Annotated in this window: 14 protein-coding genes; 4 read left to right on the top strand and 10 right to left on the bottom strand. The window is 67.8% G+C overall.

Annotation, left to right across the window (positions count from 1 at the left end; translation table 11 throughout):
- Together P0Y43_RS19360 and P0Y43_RS19355 are read right to left on the bottom strand one after the other, a co-directional pair.
- On the bottom strand, nt 1-743 hold a 743-nt coding region (locus P0Y43_RS19360), incomplete at its 3' end, for a filamentous hemagglutinin N-terminal domain-containing protein (RefSeq protein ID WP_275637862.1).
- A gap of 23 nt (nt 744-766) precedes the next feature.
- Complete coding sequence (locus tag P0Y43_RS19355) at nt 767-2,476, bottom strand: ShlB/FhaC/HecB family hemolysin secretion/activation protein (protein WP_430540262.1); 1,710 nt, start codon at nt 2,474-2,476, stop codon at nt 767-769.
- A 363-nt stretch (nt 2,477-2,839) separates the two neighbouring features.
- Here P0Y43_RS19355 and P0Y43_RS19350 point away from each other — a divergent pair, with 363 nt between their 5' ends.
- Both P0Y43_RS19350 and P0Y43_RS19345 read left to right on the top strand, forming a co-directional pair.
- On the top strand, nt 2,840-3,304 hold the full coding sequence (locus tag P0Y43_RS19350; protein WP_275638865.1) for a multidrug transporter: 465 nt from the start codon (nt 2,840-2,842) through the stop codon (nt 3,302-3,304).
- A gap of 120 nt (nt 3,305-3,424) precedes the next feature.
- A complete protein-coding gene (locus P0Y43_RS19345) occupies nt 3,425-4,237 on the top strand; it encodes an SDR family oxidoreductase (RefSeq protein WP_275638864.1) in 813 nt (270 codons plus the stop codon).
- A gap of 102 nt (nt 4,238-4,339) precedes the next feature.
- On the opposite strand, the gene P0Y43_RS19340 is transcribed toward P0Y43_RS19345, so the two are convergent.
- Genes P0Y43_RS19340 through P0Y43_RS19325 form a run of 4 tightly spaced genes read right to left on the bottom strand, consistent with a single transcriptional unit; the run spans nt 4,340 to nt 9,101 of the window.
- The gene (locus tag P0Y43_RS19340; RefSeq protein ID WP_275638863.1) at nt 4,340-5,200 is read right to left on the bottom strand and encodes an efflux RND transporter periplasmic adaptor subunit; all 861 of its coding nucleotides are present in this window, start codon (nt 5,198-5,200) and stop codon (nt 4,340-4,342) included.
- Nucleotides 5,201-5,210: 10 nt separating this feature from the next.
- Complete coding sequence (locus P0Y43_RS19335) at nt 5,211-5,411, bottom strand: DUF1656 domain-containing protein (RefSeq protein ID WP_275638862.1); 201 nt, start codon at nt 5,409-5,411, stop codon at nt 5,211-5,213.
- Nucleotides 5,401-7,578, bottom strand: a complete 2,178-nt coding sequence (locus tag P0Y43_RS19330; protein WP_275638861.1) for an FUSC family protein — start codon at nt 7,576-7,578, stop codon at nt 5,401-5,403. Before P0Y43_RS19330 ends, P0Y43_RS19335 begins: the two co-directional genes overlap by 11 nt.
- Nucleotides 7,575-9,101: an efflux transporter outer membrane subunit gene (locus tag P0Y43_RS19325; RefSeq protein WP_275638870.1), complete on the bottom strand. Its 1,527-nt coding sequence runs from the start codon at nt 9,099-9,101 to the stop codon at nt 7,575-7,577. Before P0Y43_RS19325 ends, P0Y43_RS19330 begins: the two co-directional genes overlap by 4 nt.
- 179 nt (nt 9,102-9,280) lie before the next feature.
- Between P0Y43_RS19325 and P0Y43_RS19320 the strand changes: the two genes are divergently transcribed.
- Nucleotides 9,281-10,228, top strand: a complete 948-nt coding sequence (locus tag P0Y43_RS19320) for a LysR family transcriptional regulator (protein WP_275638860.1) — start codon at nt 9,281-9,283, stop codon at nt 10,226-10,228.
- 82 nt (nt 10,229-10,310) lie between these two features.
- Complete coding sequence (locus P0Y43_RS19315; RefSeq protein ID WP_275638859.1) at nt 10,311-11,285, top strand: 2-hydroxyacid dehydrogenase; 975 nt, start codon at nt 10,311-10,313, stop codon at nt 11,283-11,285.
- A gap of 111 nt (nt 11,286-11,396) precedes the next feature.
- Here P0Y43_RS19315 and P0Y43_RS19310 read toward each other — a convergent pair whose 3' ends face one another.
- The 4 genes from P0Y43_RS19310 to P0Y43_RS19295 form a co-directional block, all read right to left on the bottom strand.
- Nucleotides 11,397-12,335, bottom strand: a complete 939-nt coding sequence (locus tag P0Y43_RS19310) for a glycosyltransferase family 2 protein (protein WP_275638858.1) — start codon at nt 12,333-12,335, stop codon at nt 11,397-11,399.
- Nucleotides 12,332-12,700: a GtrA family protein gene (locus P0Y43_RS19305; protein WP_345774572.1), complete on the bottom strand. Its 369-nt coding sequence runs from the start codon at nt 12,698-12,700 to the stop codon at nt 12,332-12,334. Before P0Y43_RS19305 ends, P0Y43_RS19310 begins: the two co-directional genes overlap by 4 nt.
- A complete protein-coding gene (locus tag P0Y43_RS19300) occupies nt 12,697-14,163 on the bottom strand; it encodes a glucosyltransferase domain-containing protein (protein WP_275638857.1) in 1,467 nt (488 codons plus the stop codon). The genes P0Y43_RS19305 and P0Y43_RS19300 overlap by 4 nt, the downstream gene beginning before the upstream one ends.
- A 108-nt stretch (nt 14,164-14,271) precedes the next feature.
- A complete protein-coding gene (locus P0Y43_RS19295) occupies nt 14,272-15,174 on the bottom strand; it encodes a DMT family transporter (RefSeq protein WP_275638856.1) in 903 nt (300 codons plus the stop codon).
- Nucleotides 15,175-15,327 lie beyond the last annotated feature (153 nt).

Genomic DNA, 15,327 nt, shown 5'->3' with positions numbered 1-15,327 from the left:
GTGGCGGCCAGGGTCTGGGCGTCGACATCGTTGCGCCCGGCGATGATCGTCAGATTGCGCGCCTGGAGCTCGGCGTTGACCTTGGCACTGCGGGTGATGATCTCGAAACGGTCGACGTTGCCGGCATTGAGCCCCGCGCCTTCGATGGCCACGCTGCCTTGGTCGACCTGGAAGCGGCTCAACTGGCCGTTGTCGATCACCGGCTTGCCGGTGCTCAGGGTCACCTGGGGCGTATTGATGAAGCCGCAGCCGTTGCAGGTGATGCCGTGCGGGTTAGCGACGATCACCCGCGCCGCCTGCCCGGCCACCTCGGTGTAGCCGCGCAACTGGCTGGGGTTGGTGCCGTTGACTTCGTTGAGGATGGTGCTGGCGGCCGCCCCTTGCAGGTTGGGGTTGCCGAGGATGATCCCGCCCAGTTGCGTGGCCTGGGTGCGGTCAGTGGCGTTGTTGAGGATCAGGCCCTGCTGGCCGACGTTGTAGTCGCTGAACTGGTTGTGCGAAAGCCCACTGCCGTTGGGCGCGGCGATGTTGACGATCGGCACGCCGTTGCCCGCCTGGCCGAGGCTGGTGCCCGGCGCGCTGACCACCACGCCGTCGGCGGCCTGGGCCCACAGCGGTTGCCAGAACATGACGTTGGCCAGCAGGAACGCCAGGCCGCGCTTGGGCAGGCCGCAGAACTGCGTGCGCGGCTGCAGGCGGGCGGATGGCTGGCGGGCAAGGAAGGCGAAGCGGCGAACGTCCATGTGCTGTCTCTTGAATCGGTGGGTCAGATGAACAGGTCCAGGCGGAAATACACCGGGCGTTCCTTGTCGGGTAGCGCCTCTGGGCGCTCCAGGCTGTGGGCGAAGGTCACGCTGGCGGCCAGGTGCTGGCCGCGGGCGAACAGCTCGAAGGCGTGGCTGCTGGCACGGCCATGGCGGTCGCCGTTGTAGCGATCGTTGCGGATCACGCCCAGGTCGTAGCCCAGGCCCACGCCATACTCGGCCACCGCTGGGCGCAGGGCGGCCCAGGTGACCGGGCGGGTCCAGCGCAGGTCGTTACGCCAGTACGCGCCACTGTCGCCCGACAACGACTGGTCCTTGAAACCGCGCACCGAGGCCTCGCCCCCCAAGCTGATGCGCTGCGGGCTGAACAGCACGTCCTCGCTGCGCTGGCCGGTGGCCAGGCTGCTAAAGCTCAGGTTCTCGCCGAGCACCTGGAAGCCCTGCACGTAGCTGAGCGTGGCGCTGTACTTGCGGTAACGCGCAACGGGCTCGCCGGGGCGCGGGTGGCCGTTGCCCTGAGCGTCGAAGGCGCCGATGCCCTCCTGGATGCCCAGGTCGAGGTTGACGAAGGCGTTGCCCAGGCGACGGCCGTGGTTGAAGCCGAACTGCGCTTCGCTCAGGCGGTTGCTGCTGGCCTCCAGGCGGCTGTCCTCGATGTAGTTGTTGGTGCGCAGGTGGGCGATGCCGGCGTTGAGCGAGGTCTTGCTGGTGGCGTCGCGGTGCACCACGCGCTCGGCGCGCAGTTGGTGGTTCTGGCTATCGCCGGTTTGCTTGAAGCTGAAACCGTTGCCCTGGGCCTGGGCGCGGTACTCGCTTTCGCTGTAGCTGTAGCTGAAGTTCCACCAGCCCCAGGGCAGGTTGTAGTAGAGCACGCCGTTCTTCGAGCCCTGGGTGTGGTCGCTGACCACGTCATGGCCGCCGCGCACTACCAATTGGTCGGCAAGGCCCAGCGGGCTGTCCCACTCCAGGCCAAGGTTGACCTGCTGCTCGCCGGTGCTGCGTTGCCCGCCATTGTTGCGCGACAGCGAGGCGCGCCAGGGTTTCTGCGCCTGGTTGCGCACCAGCACCTGGCTGCCGCCCACGGCCTCGCCGGGGGCCAGTTCCATTTGCGCCCGGTTCGACGGCAAGCGGTTGAGCTGGTCGACCATCTGCTCGATCTCGCGCAGGTTCAGGCCCTCCCCCGGCGAGCCGGGAAAGGCCATGGCCAGCTCGCGCTCGCTCAGGCCGCTGTCGGGGTCGGCGCGCAGGCTCTCCAGGCGCCCTTCCACCACCAGCACCTGCAGGTGGCCGGTGGACAGGTCTTGCTGTGGCAGGTAGGCGCGGCTGGTCACTTGGCCGCGGTCCAGATAATGGTGGGTGATGGCCTTGAGCAGGTCATTGAGCTGGCTGACGCCCAGGCACTGGCCAAGGAATGGCGCCAGCAGGCGCTCGCGCTCGGCCTCGGTAAGGCTGTCGGCGCCCTTGAGGGTGATGGTGCGGATGGTGAAGCAGCGGGTGTCTTCGGTCGATGGCGCCGCTGTCGGCCCTGCGGGCTTGCCCGGCAGGTTGCGCAGTTCGTCGAGGCGGCGTTGTTGCTCTTCGAGCAAGCGGTTCTGGCGCTCGCGGATCAGCTCCTGGTCGCCGGGCGAGGCAGCGTGGGCCTCGACGTGGCAGAAAATCAGAAACAAAGCGCAGAGGGCCCATCCTTGTGCGCGCGGTCTAGCAACCGACATACCGTTCCCTGGAACATGCAAATTAGCGGCCGATGCTATTGGCCAACCAGGGAGGGGTCAATTTCCTAGCGCCTGAAAATTGTAACGACGCGGTGAGGGCTCATACCGAAAAGTCCATGCACCCCTTCAAGCACGGGATTGCAGCTGAAACGTTACAGAATGAATCCGCAGACGGCCTGTGGGAGCAACTGTCTCTGCCGTGTGTCAATACCGACCCTATCGCGGGGCAAGCCCGCACAGGTTCAACGCTGTACTCACAATTAGCGGAGTACTGGTGGAGGGCTTGCCCCGCGCTGGCGTTTTTGAGCCATGCGCCATTTCCCGCTACGATGATCGAACCGCCCAACCAAGGCCTGCACCTCCATGATCATCGGCGCCTTCCTCATCCTCACCTGGCTGGTCCTGCTGCTGCGCTACCCGGCCAAGGCCCTGCCGATTTCCCTGGCCGCCGTGCTCGGTCTTGGCCTGGTCGCCCTGGGGGTGGTCTGGCAGGACCAGCGCGAAGCCTCGCAACTGGCCCGCCTCGACCTGCGCCTGGCCTACGCTCCCGATCAGTGCCCCGCCGACCGCGCCCTGCGCGTGACCATGAAGAACACCAACAAGGCCCCGCTCACCGAGCTGCGCTGGCGCGTTGGCGCCTATGCGCCGGGCGACACGGTGAACCTGGCCGAGAACACCTACAGCGCCCCGCGCTATCGCGGCCCCGGCGAATTGCAGCCTGGCACCGAGTGGACCGATTGCCTGCCGGTGCCGCCGCTGCGCTCGGGGTATCGGCCGCAAACCCTGGAGTTCCGCGCCGAACACCTGCAAGGTACATTTGCCAATTGACCGGCGGTCTGCACCGCCCCATCGCGGGACAAGCCCGCTCCTGCAATACCTGTGGGGGCTTGCCCAGCGATAGGGCCGGCGCAGGCGCCGCACACCCCACCTGACAACAGGCCCTGACCCATGCCCACCGTCTTGATCACCGGTTGTTCCAGCGGCATCGGCCGCGCCCTCGCCGACACCTTCCGCGATGCGGGCTTCGAGGTCTGGGCCACCGCCCGCAAAGCCGCCGACGTCACCCAGCTCGCCAGCGCAGGCTTCACCGCCCGGCAACTGGACGTCAACGATGCACAGGCGCTGGCGCAACTGGCCGAGGAGCTGCCGAACCTGGACATGCTTATCAACAACGCCGGCTACGGCGCCATGGGCCCGCTGCTCGACGGCGGCGTCGAGGCCATGCGCCAGCAGTTCGAGACCAATGTCTTCGCCGTGGTCGGCGTCACCCGCGCGCTGTTCCCGCTGCTGCGCCGCAGCCAGGGCCTGGTGGTGAACATCGGCAGCGTTTCCGGGGTGCTGGTCACCCCGTTCGCTGGCGCCTACTGCGCCTCGAAGGCGGCGGTGCATGCGCTGAGCGACGCCCTGCGCCTGGAGCTGGCGCCGTTCGGCATTCGCGTGATGGAAGTGCAGCCTGGGGCGATCGCCTCGCAGTTCGCCAGCAACGCCCAGCAGCAGGCCGAGCAGGTGCTGGCCAGCGATTCGCCGTGGTGGCCGTTGCGCGAGCAGGTGCAGGCGCGGGCGCGGGCCTCGCAGGACAAGCCGACGCCAGCGGCAGTGTTCGCACAGGGCGTGCTGGCGGCCACGCGCAAGGTGCCGGTGCCTGCGTTGGTAAGGCTGGGCAATGGCAGCACCGCGCTGCCGCTGCTGGCGCGGGTGCTGCCGCGGCGGCTGCTGGATACGGTGTTGCGCAAGCGGTTCGGGTTGTTGCGCCCGCTCTGATGCGGCGGTGACGCCATCGCGGAGCAAGCCCACTCCTACAGAGGCCCCGCGATAGGGCCGGGGTGCCTTGGCCGATATCCTGTGCCCCTGCCCCCTCCCCGATCACCCCTCCCCCGGCCTGACCACCACCGTGCAGGTCGTCCCCGCCGCCAGCAGATACCCTTGCGGCACCTCGTCGAGATGAATCCGCACCGGCACCCGCTGCGCCAGCCGCACCCAGTTGAACGTCGGGTTCACGTCCGCCACCAGCTCGCGGCTCTGTGGGTTGTCGCGGTCATAAATGCCGCGGGCGATGCTCTCCACATGCCCTTTCAGGCGCTCGCCGCTCATCATCTGCAGCTCGGCCGGGTCGCCCACCTTCACGTGCGGCAGCTTGGTCTCCTCGAAGAACCCATACACCCAGAACGACTGCTCATCGACCACCGCCATCACCGCCTCGCCGGTGCGCGCGTAGTCGCCCTTGTGGACGTTCAGGTTGGTCACGTAGCCATCCACCGTGGCCAGGATGCGCGTGCGCGCAAGGTTCAGCTCGGCGGCCGCCAACTGCGCCTGGGCCTGCTGGTAGTCAGCCTGGGCGGCGTTGGCGATGTTGCTGGCGTCGTCGCGGTTCTCCTTGGAAATGACCAGGTTGTCGAGGTCGGCCCGGCGCTGGGCGTTGACCTTGCGCATCGCCCAGGTGGCCTTGCGCGAGGCCACCAGCGCCTTGGCCTGCTCCACCGCCAGCTGGTAATGCGCGGGGTCGATCTGGATCAACACGTCGCCCTTGCGCACCCGCTGGTTGTCGCGCACCGGCACGTCCACCACGTAGCCGGGCACGTCGGCGGCGACGTTGATGATGTCGGCGCGCACGCGGCCGTCGCGGGTCCAGGGAGTGGTCATGTAGTGCAGCCACAGCTGACGGCCGATCACCACGGCGGCAGCCAGCACCAGCAGGGTGGCGGCCAGGCTGAAGAACTTTTTCATCGAAGGTTTCTCACCAGTAGAGCGGCAGCGCCAAGGCGCCGAACAGGCAGACGAACAGGCTCAGGCGCAGCAGCGCCGGGTGCCAGAAGAAGCGGTAGCCATCGACGCTGGCGATGAACCGGTCAAGGCCCCAGGCCAGGCCCAGGGCGAACAGGAACATCAAGGTCAGGGTCGGCAGGTACAGGCCATGGAAGGCGATCTCACGGGGCATGGTGCGGTCCTTGGGCCGGGGCCAGGGGCGAGAGGGGGTCGAGCAGCGAGGTGCGGATGAAGTGCAGGTAGCTCTGCACCCGGCGCAGCACCGAGGTGTCGAAGTGCCGGGCGAAGGGCTCGTCGGTGGCCTGCACGCGGCTGATGGCGTGGTCCACCGCCACCAAGGCGCGGGTGTGGTTGCTGGCGCTCGGTTGCAGGAACAGCCGCGCCAACGCCCGGCCCATCACGCGGATGGCCTGGCGCCACGGCTGGCGTTCGGCGTAGGCCGGGTGCACCGGGGCGCTGGCTTGCTCCTTGCGCAGCTCGATGATCGCGTGGCCGACCTCCAGCACCACGAACATCCAGCGCATCAGCTCGGCCTGCACCTGCGGCTTGCCGGCGGCCAGGCCGTAGGCTTGGTGCAGCAGGTCGCGGGTGCGGCTTTCGAATGCCGAGCCCAGCCCGCGCAGGCGCCCGCCGAGGGCGAACAGCACCTGCTCGCGCAGCTCGCGCTGCAAACGGCTCCATAGCCAGCGGCTGTTCGGCGGCAGGATGATCGCCCCGGCGGCGGCGCACACCAGCATGCCCAGGACCATGCCCAGGTAGTCGTTGATGTAGGCATAGGGGTCGTAGACCGTGAGGTTGTTCGGCACCGAACCGATGGCGAAGAACACCAGCAGGCCGATGCCATAGCCGGCGTAGGCGGGGCGCGCGGCGAGGAACGCGCCGAGCGTCAACACCGGCGCCAGCACCAGGCACAGCAAGGCGAAGCCGTCGATCCAGGGGAACACGAAGAAGGTTTCGAAGAAGCCGACGAAGGCGCCGAACAGGGTGCCGCAGGCCATCTGGAAAGCCATGCGCCTGGGGTTGGGCGAAGCCGCCGAGAGCCCCACGGTGACCGTGGCGATCAGCGTCATCATCGCGCCACTGGGCCAGTCGCTGAGCAGCCAGTAGCTGCCTAGCAACAGCAGCACCGCCGAGGCGCGCAGCCCGGCGGCCAGCGACACCAGCCAGCTGGTCTGGGCCACGTAGGGCTCGTCCCACTGTTCGCGCTCATGGTTGTGCGCGGCCAGCGAGGCGTGGGTCTGGGCGTAGCTGTAGAGCTCGGCGACGAAGCGGTAGAGCAGCTCGAAGGCGGTGTGGAAATCCAGCAGGTCGGCCTCGCTCGGCGCCGTCTGCAGGTACTCCGCGCGCAGGCTGCGTACCTGGGCTTGCAGACCGTCCTTGTAGGCGGCCAGCTCCAGCGCCAGGCGCAGGGCATCGGCGTCGGTCAGCAGGCGCTCGACGTAGGGCTCGAGCAACTGCGCCAGGGTCGCCAGGCCCGGCTCGATGGCCCCGACGATCTGCGCCGGGCCACGCGCGCGCAGGCGTTCGAGCAGGCGGTGCAGGGCGTTGAAGCGCGTGGTGATGGCCATGAACTCGCTGTTCATGCGCACCAGCCGACCGGAGCGCCGACGCATGTGCGGGTCTTCGAAGGCGGTGACGTCGCGCAGGCTCTCCAGGCCCACGGCCTCGGCGATGAAACGCACGTTGCTGGTTTCGAAGCGCTCATGCTGGCTGGCGCCGCGCAGGGCCTCGACCACCACCCCGGCGAACACCCCGAAGCGCTGGTACAGGGCATTGCGCATGGCGGCGCTGGCCGACTGCGGCAGGACCGCCGCGCTGACGAAGGTCGACACCAGAATACCCAGGGCGATCTCCAGTACCCGCCACACCGCCGCCATGAACGCCTGGTCGGGGTGCTGCAGCACGGGCAGGCCGATCATCGCCGCGGTGTAGCCGGCCAGCACGAAGCCATAGGCGCGGAAGGTGCGGTAGCGCATGGCGCCGGCCGAGCACAGGCCGACCCACAGCGCCAGGCTGGGCAGGAACAGCTCGGTGTTCTGGGGAAAGTTCGCGATCAGCGCGACCATCATCGCCGAGCCGGCCAGGGTGCCGAGCACCCGGTAGAAGCTCTTGGCGAACACGTGCCCGCTCTGCGGCTGCATGACGATGAACACGGTGATCATCGCCGTGCGCGGTTGCGGCAATTCCAGGCGCATGGCCAGCCACAGGGTGGCGAAGGCCGCCAGCAGCACCTTGAAGATGTACACCCAGGTGACGCCGTCGGTGCGCGCCCAGGCGAACAGCCCCCGGCGCCATTCCAGCCCCTGCAGCCAGCGCAGGGTGAGGCCCATGGCGCTCATCGGGCGGCGCCCGGCCGGTCGAAGATGGCCAGGGTGGCCGGTGTCTTCGGCGCAGCCTGGCGCTGCGCGTCAGGCACGTCCGCGCCCGCCTCCAGGCCGCCGCCCAGGGCGGTGACCAGCTCTGCATACACGCTCAGGCGCGCGGCCTGCACCTGCTGCTGCACCTGCTGCTGACGGAACAGCAAGGTCTGCGCGTTGAGCACGTTGAGGTAGTCGGTAAGGCCACGTTGGAAGGCAACGCGGGCGATGTCGTAGGTCTTCTGCGCAGCGGCCACGCTTTCGGCGGCGAAGTGCGCCTGCTCCTGCATCGACTCGCGGCGGATCAACTGGTCGGAAATGCGCTGCAGTGCCGCGACCACGGTCTGGTTGTAGCGCGCCACGGCCATGTCGTAACCGGCCGACGCCACGCCCAACTGCGCGCGCAGGCGCCCGCCGTCGAAGATCGGCAGGCTGATGGCGGGGCCAATGTTGTAGTTGAACTTGCGCCCGCTGATGAATTCCAGCGGCCCGCCGCCCGTGGCCATGAAGCCAAGGCCGCCGACCAGGTCGACGTTGGGGAAGAAGCCGGCGTGCGCCACGTCGATGCCGCGCGCCTGGGCCGCCACTTGCCAGCGGCTGGCGACCACGTCGGGGCGCTGGCCGACCAGTTCGGCGGGCAGCGCCGAAGGCAGCTTGAGCGGCGCGCCGAGGGTCAGGCGCGGGCGTTCGAGCTGGGCGCCCGCCCCCGGCCCCTGCCCCGCCAGCGCCGCCAATTGGTTGCGCGCCAGGGCGATTTCCTCGTTCAGCGCATCGACCTGGCGCTGGGTTTCGGGCAGCGGCGCCTCGGCCTGGCTGACGTCGAAATGGGTGCCGATGCCAGCCTCCAGGCGCCGCTGGGCCAGGGCGAGGATCTGCCGTTGCTGGTCGAGTTCGGCCTCGACGATGTCGCGCCGGGCGAAGTGCAGCGCCAGCTGGATGTACACCTTGACGAGGTTGTTCTGCAGCTCCAGCTGCGCCTGGCGGGCCTCGGCCACGCGCCTGTGCGCCAGGTCCACGGCCTGCTCGCTGGCGTTGCGCTCGCGGCCCCAGAGGTCGAGGGCATAGCTCAGGCCAATGGCCGCATTGTTGTCCCAGGTAGTGGCGCCGGACAGCGCGCCAGGGCCGTAGAACGGATCCGCCGGCCAGTTGTGGCGCTTCAACGTCGCCTCGCCATTGGCCTGGAGCCGCTCCGCCGACTCGACCACCCCGGCCAGGGCCTTGGCCTCGCGCACGCGCGCCGCAGCCAGGGCCAGGCTCGGGCTGCCGGCCAGGGCCCGTTCGACCCAACGGTCCAACTGCGGGTCGCCATAGGCGCGCCACCATTGTTGCGCAGGCCAGTGGGCATCGCGGGCGGCGGCGCGGATGGCGTGGTCGGTGGCCAGGGTGTCGGGGGGCAGTGGCTTGCTGTGCGGGGCGATGCCCCAGGTTCCGATACAGCCGCTCAAGGTCAAGCTGAGGGCACAGGCACTGAGCGCATTCAGCGCTGCGAGGATGCGACGCGGCACAGCGGCGATTTCCCAGAAGAGGTGGACGAGGCCGGGCAATTCTAGGGGCGGGTTTCATTGGCGATAAGCGCACATTCCTGCGAATCTTTGTTACCAAAACAGCGATAATCCGGCTTTGGTCGAAGCATCAAAAACGTTTCTTCATGTCACAATTTCGTCCTCTACATCGAGAGTGACCCATGGACACCCTGCAAAACATGCGTGCTTTCAGTTGCGTGGCCCAGCTCGGCAGCTTCACCGCCGCCGCAGCGCAACTGGACACCACCACCGCGAACGTGTCGCGGGCGGTCTCCAACCTGGAAGCCCATCTGCAAACCCGCCTGCTCAACCGCACCACCCGGCGCATCGCCCTGACCGAGGCGGGCAAGCGCTACCTGATGCGTTGCGAGCAGATACTCACCTACGTCGAGGAAGCCGAGGCCGAGGCCAGCGATGCCCACGCCCGCCCCGCCGGGCAGTTGAAGGTGCATTCGATGACCGGCGTGGGCCAGCATTTCGTGGTCGACGCCATCGCCCGCTACCGCCAGACCCACCCGGACGTGACCTTCGACCTGACCATGGCCAACCGCGTGCCGGACCTGCTCGACGAGGGCTACGACGTGTCCATCGTGCTGGCCAGCGAACTGCCCGACTCGGGTTTCGTCTCCCAGCGCCTGGGCATCACCTACAGCATCGTCTGCGCCTCCCCCGACTACGTGGCCCAGCATGGCATCGCGCAAAAACCCGCCGACCTGCTCAAGCACGCCTGCCTGCGCATGGTCAGCCCGGTGATCCCGCTGGAGAAATGGCTGTTCGACGGCCCGGAGGGCCAGGAGGTGGTCAACATCACCAGCTCGCCGTTCCAGGTGAATTCCGCCGACGCCATGAAGACCGCGATCCGCAGCGGCATGGGCGTGGGCGTGCTGCCGATCTACTCGGCCATCGACGGCCTGCGCGACGGCAGCCTGGTGCGGGTGATGCCCGACTACCGCCTGCAGGAGCTGAACCTGTACGCCATCTACCCGTCGCGCCAGTACCTGGATGCGAAGATCAAGACCTGGGTCGAGTACCTGCGCAATTCGCTGCCGGAGATCCTCGCCGCGCATGAGGCGGACCTCAAGACCCATGAATTGCTGGTGGCGACCTGAAGATGGTAGGTTGCTAACCATTGACGCCCCACGATAGCGCCAGACCTGCCCACCCCCGACCGCCGCACAGAGAAGTAGCCCGATGAAAAAGACCGTCCTGGCCTTCAGCCGCATCACCCCGGCCATGGCCGAGCGCCTGCAGCAAGACTTCAACGTGATCCTCCCCAACCCCAAGCTTGGCGACATCAACGCCCAGTTCAACGAAGCCCTGCCCGAGGCCCACGGCCTGATCGGCGTCGGTCGCAAGCTGGGCCGCGCGCAGCTCGAAGGCGCAGCCAAGCTCGAGGTGGTCTCCAGCGTCTCGGTCGGCTACGACAACTACGACCTGGCCTACTTCAACGAACGCGGCATCGCCCTGACCAACACCCCCGACGTGCTCACCGAAAGCACCGCCGACCTGGGCTTCGCCCTGGTCATGGGCTGCGCCCGCCGCACCGCCGAGCTCGACGCCTGGACCAAGGCCGGCCAATGGCAGGCCACCGTCGGCCCGGCGCACTTCGGCATGGACGTGCACGGCAAGACCCTGGGCATCGTCGGCCTGGGCAACATCGGCGCAGCCGTGGCCCGCCGTGGCCGCCTGGGCTTCAACATGAACGTGCTGTACAGCGGCAACAGCCGCAAGACCGCGCTGGAACAAGAACTGGGCGCGCAGTTCCGCAGCCTGGAGCAACTGCTGGCCGAGTCGGATTTCGTGGTGCTGGTGGTGCCGCTGTCGGACGCCACGCGCAAGCTGATCGGCGCGCGCGAGCTGAAGCTGATGAAGCCCAGCGCGTTCCTGATCAACATTTCCCGTGGGCCGGTGGTGGACGAGGCGGCGTTGGTCGAGGCGCTGCAGAACAACACCATTCGTGGCGCGGGGCTGGACGTGTACGAGAAGGAGCCGTTGCGCGAATCGCCACTGTTCGCGCTGCCCAACGCCCTGACCCTGCCGCACATCGGCTCGGCCACCGCAGAAACGCGCGAAGCCATGGCCAACCGGGCGCTGGACAACCTGCGCGCGGCGCTGCTGGGCGAGCGGCCGCGAGACCTGGTGAACCCGCAGGTGTGGAAACACTGATGCAGTGAGGGGCTGTACCGGCCTTATCGCGGGCAAGCCCGCTGCCACAGGTACCCCGCGGTTTTAGGGCCAGCGGTGAACCTGTAGAAGCGGGCTATACCAGCGATGGCTTTACCTCGGTTGCCGCCGCCTGCCCAGCACCTTGCGCACCACGTAGCGCGGCCGGTGCTTGGTCTCCTGGTAGATACGCCCCACGTACTCCCCCAGGATGCCGATGCCGATCAACTGTACGCCACCGAGGAACAGGATCGCCGTCATCAACGACGGGTACCCCGGCACATCGGTGCCCCACAGCAGCTTGTCGATCACCATGTACACCGCGAAGGCCAGGGCGAACAACGACACGCCACCGCCAATGTAGGTCCAGAGCCGCAACGGCACGGTGCTGAACGAGGTGATGCCGTCCAGCGCCAGGTTCCACAGGCGCCAGAAGCCGAACTTGCTCTCCCCCGCGACCCGCTGCGGGCGGTCGTATTCGATGATCTCGGTGCGAAAGCCGACCCACGACAACACCCCTTTCATGAACAGTTGCTGCTCCGGCAACTGGCGGATCGCCGCGACCACCTTGCGGTCGAGCAGGCGGAAGTCGCCGACGTTCTCCTCGATATGGGTCGAGGCGATACGGTTGTGCAGGCGGTAGTACAGGCGCGCGCTCCAGCGCTTGAGCGGGGTGTCGGCGGCGCGGCTGCGGCGCTTGGCCAGGACCACGTCGGCGCCCTGCTGCCAGCGCTCGACCATCTGCGCGATCAGCTCGATGGGGTCTTGCAGGTCGACGTCGATCGGCACCATGGCGTCACCGTCGGCGTACTCCAGGCCGGCGAACAGCGCCGACTCCTTGCCGAAATTGCGTGAGAAATTGATCACCGTGACCCACTCGTCGCGCTGCGCCAGGGCCGCGCAGATCGTCTCGGTGGCGTCGCTGCTGCCGTCGTTGACGAACAGGATCTCCACCGTCATACCTTGCAGCGTAGGGTCTGCGCGTACGGTGCGGTAGAAGCGCTCGACGGTGTCCTGCTCGTTGTACACGGGCACGATCAAGGTGATGTTCATGGCTTCCTCCGTCTGAAGACCACGCGGCGCGAGTAGCTGTAGCCTACGACCAGGCTAAGCGTGGAAAAGCTCAACAGGGTCAGCCAGGGTGACAGGCGAACCCAGTCGGAAACGCCACCCAGCACCAGGCTCAACACCCCCATGCCAAGCAGGAACAACAGATAGCGCCGCCCGCTCGGACGAATACCGAAAGTGAAGTGGGCGTTGACGTAGTACGACAAGCTCGCCGCAACGGCGAAGGCCAGCAGGTTGCTCAGGGCCTGGCGCAACCCCAGCCCCAGGTGCAGGAGAAAGAACACCAGCCAGTGCGCCAGGGTGTTGCCCAGCCCCACCAGGCCATAGCGAATGAAGCGGCGCGGCGTCACCAGCTGAAGCCCTCCGGGTCCTGGGGCGTGCGCATCAGCACATAGGCCACGTCATCGACCAGATGGATCGCATAGAACTTGCCCCGTGCCAGCGGCTGCGGGCTGCGCGCCAGCACCTGCTGGCGGTCCAGCGGCGGGTGCGAGCCGAAGTTGCTCAGGCCCACACGCGGCATCATCTCCGGCAGCAGCAGGTAGTTGATGTTGAGCACGTAGCGCAGTGCCGGCATGGCCGTGTAGGAGCCTTGGGCAGCGGGCAGCCACTGGCCACTGGAGCCGATGTCGAGCACGTAGTAGCGCCGCGCCGCAGCCAGTCGCGGGTCGGCGGCGATGTCGTGGGCCAGGGTGAAGGTCACCGCCTGGTGCAGTTCTTTCTGCACCACCAGTACCCGGCCATAGGCATAGGCGAACGACAGCATGCACAGCAGCGGGACCACCAGCAGCCAGCCCAGGCGCAGGCGCCGGAGCAGATCATGGGCGAGCAGCGCCAGCAGCAGGAGCAGTACGCCAAGCCCCATCAAGGTGCGGGCGCCGTCGTTGAAGTCGCTGAACAGCAAGGTCAACCCCGGCACCAGCAGCACTACCAGCGGCAGCGGCAACCACAACGCCAGCAGCAGGCCCAGCCGCGCGGGCAGCGACGCCGGGCCGCGCGCCACACGCCAGGCCGCCAAGGCCAGGGCGGCCAGCGCCAGGGCCAGTAGCACGGCGGCCAGCGTGCCGGTCGCCGGGGTCAGCAGCAGGCCCACGCGCTCGGCGATCAACCCCAGGCGCTGGCCGACGGTCGCCGGCCAGTGCGCGTCGAATGGCAACAGCCCCTGGCGCAGCGGGGTCATCAACTGGTAGGCGCTCAGGAAGTACAACAGGCAGCCGCCGAGCAACTGCCCCAGCCGCCCCAGCGCCTGCCAGCCGACCTGGCGAAAGCCATTGCCAGCCAGCACTTGGCGCAGCACCTCGACACAGCACAGCCCGGCAAACACGTTCAGGCTGACCTGGTAGAACGCCATCGCCACCGCCACCAGCAACGCACCGCCCGCCAGCGCGCGCGCATGCCGAGGTTCAAGGGTGATGGCCAGCACGCAGGCGGCCAGCGCCAGGGCCATGGTCGGCCCATCGTACTGGTACGACAGGTTCTGCAGGAAATAGGGGTTGAACCACAATGGCAGCACCACCAGCAGTGCGCCGACGCTGGGCACGGCGAAGTAGTGGCGCGCCAGCCGCGCCAGGGCCAGCGCCGAGGCGATGGCGGCCAGCAGCAGTGGCAGGGGAAACAGGTTGGGTGCGCTGGCGCTGAAGCCGAGGGCCGCATAGAACCAGTCGTTCAGTACACGGCCTTCGCCGGCCCAGGCGTTGCCGGCCAGTTGCGCGCGCCAGCTATCGTCCATGTAGAAGTAGTCGGCCAGCAGCAGTGGCAATAGGTGCACGGCGACAGCCAGCAGGCAAGCTACCTGCACATGACGGTATGACAAGGGATGATCCGACGGTGGCATGGCCTGCCCAGGTGCGGGGATGGTCTGGCCTAGTGTAGACAGTCGGGCGGTCGCGGGGGTTTCACCGCACCCGCTGAGTCGCCGCCGTCAACGCAACGCCATCCCCCCCGCCACAGCCTTCACCTTCGGCTTGCGGAACACCAGCACGTTGCCCGCCATCACCGCCACCAGCCCCAACAGCGCCGGCGTCGTCCACTGGTAGCCTTCGGCAACCGCCGAAACGTTCAGCGCCACCAGCGGGAACAGCACCGTGCAGTACGCCGCCCGCTCCGGCCCCATGCGGCCCACCAGGGTCAGGTAGGCGGTGAAGCCGATCACCGAGCCGGGGATCACCAGGTACAGCAACGACCCGATGTAGCGCGCGTTCCACTCCATGGCGAAGGGAATGCCACTGACCACGCAGTACGCCGCCAGCATGCTCGCGCCATACACCATGCCCCAGGCATTGGTGGTCATCGGCTTGAGCCCGGCCTTCTGCTGCACGCTCGAGAGCATGTTGCCGGCCGAGAAACACAAGGTGCCGAGCAACGCCAGGCCCAGGCCGAGCAAGGTTTCGCGGCTGGCGGCATGGTGCGACAGCTCGGGCCAGAACAGCAGCCCCAGGCCCAGCAGGCCGAGGGCGCCGCCGGCCAGCACGTTGCCGGCGATCTTCTGGCCGAAGAAGATCCGCGCGTTGAGGGCGTTCCACAGGGTCGCGGTGGAGAACACCACGGCGATCAGCCCGGTGGCGACCCACTGGCTGGCGGTGAGGAAGCACATGAAGTTGACGCAGAACAGGCAAAAGCCCTGGGCCAGGCACACCAGGTGGCCACGCCGGCCCATGGGTTGCAGGCGGCGGCTGAGCAGCAGGATGGCGAACAGGATCAGCCCGGCCAGGGCGAAGCGGTAGACGATCGACACCGGGATCGCGACCACGCCCAGTTGCAGCTTCAGGGCGATCCAGGTGGTGCCCCAGATGAGCACGGTGAGCAGGTAGAGCGAGAGGTTCATGGGGGCTGGCCTCGGTGGGGTCGAAATCGGAGCCGGCCGCATCGCGATGCGCCGTACACCGCACCAGCCTCCCACCCCATCCCAGACCGCGCTTGCACAAACTTGCGCTTTTTCATCGCCCCCCGCTGCCAACCCCGCGCGGCCGCAGTACGA

The organism is Pseudomonas entomophila (genome assembly GCF_029193575.1).
GTDB lineage: Bacteria > Pseudomonadota > Gammaproteobacteria > Pseudomonadales > Pseudomonadaceae > Aquipseudomonas > Aquipseudomonas entomophila_G.
The sequence above is the reverse complement of the archived record's forward strand: the minus strand, read 5'-3'. Positions and strand labels throughout refer to the sequence as shown.

Bases quoted from the DNA above. Each gene is read 5' to 3' on its own strand.
- P0Y43_RS19350 (WP_275638865.1), top strand. From the start codon at position 2,840: ATGATCATCGGCGCCTTCCTCATCCTCACCTGGCTGGTCCTGCTGCTG.
- P0Y43_RS19335 (WP_275638862.1), bottom strand. From the start codon at position 5,411: ATGCCCCGTGAGATCGCCTTCCATGGCCTGTACCTGCCGACCCTGACC.
- P0Y43_RS19330 (WP_275638861.1), bottom strand. From the start codon at position 7,578: ATGAGCGCCATGGGCCTCACCCTGCGCTGGCTGCAGGGGCTGGAATGG.
- P0Y43_RS19310 (WP_275638858.1), bottom strand. From the start codon at position 12,335: ATGAACATCACCTTGATCGTGCCCGTGTACAACGAGCAGGACACCGTC.
- P0Y43_RS19340 (WP_275638863.1), bottom strand. From the start codon at position 5,200: ATGAAAAAGTTCTTCAGCCTGGCCGCCACCCTGCTGGTGCTGGCTGCC.
- P0Y43_RS19315 (WP_275638859.1), top strand. From the start codon at position 10,311: ATGAAAAAGACCGTCCTGGCCTTCAGCCGCATCACCCCGGCCATGGCC.
- P0Y43_RS19295 (WP_275638856.1), bottom strand. From the start codon at position 15,174: ATGAACCTCTCGCTCTACCTGCTCACCGTGCTCATCTGGGGCACCACC.
- P0Y43_RS19320 (WP_275638860.1), top strand. From the start codon at position 9,281: ATGGACACCCTGCAAAACATGCGTGCTTTCAGTTGCGTGGCCCAGCTC.
- P0Y43_RS19355 (WP_430540262.1), bottom strand. From the start codon at position 2,476: ATGTCGGTTGCTAGACCGCGCGCACAAGGATGGGCCCTCTGCGCTTTG.
- P0Y43_RS19345 (WP_275638864.1), top strand. From the start codon at position 3,425: ATGCCCACCGTCTTGATCACCGGTTGTTCCAGCGGCATCGGCCGCGCC.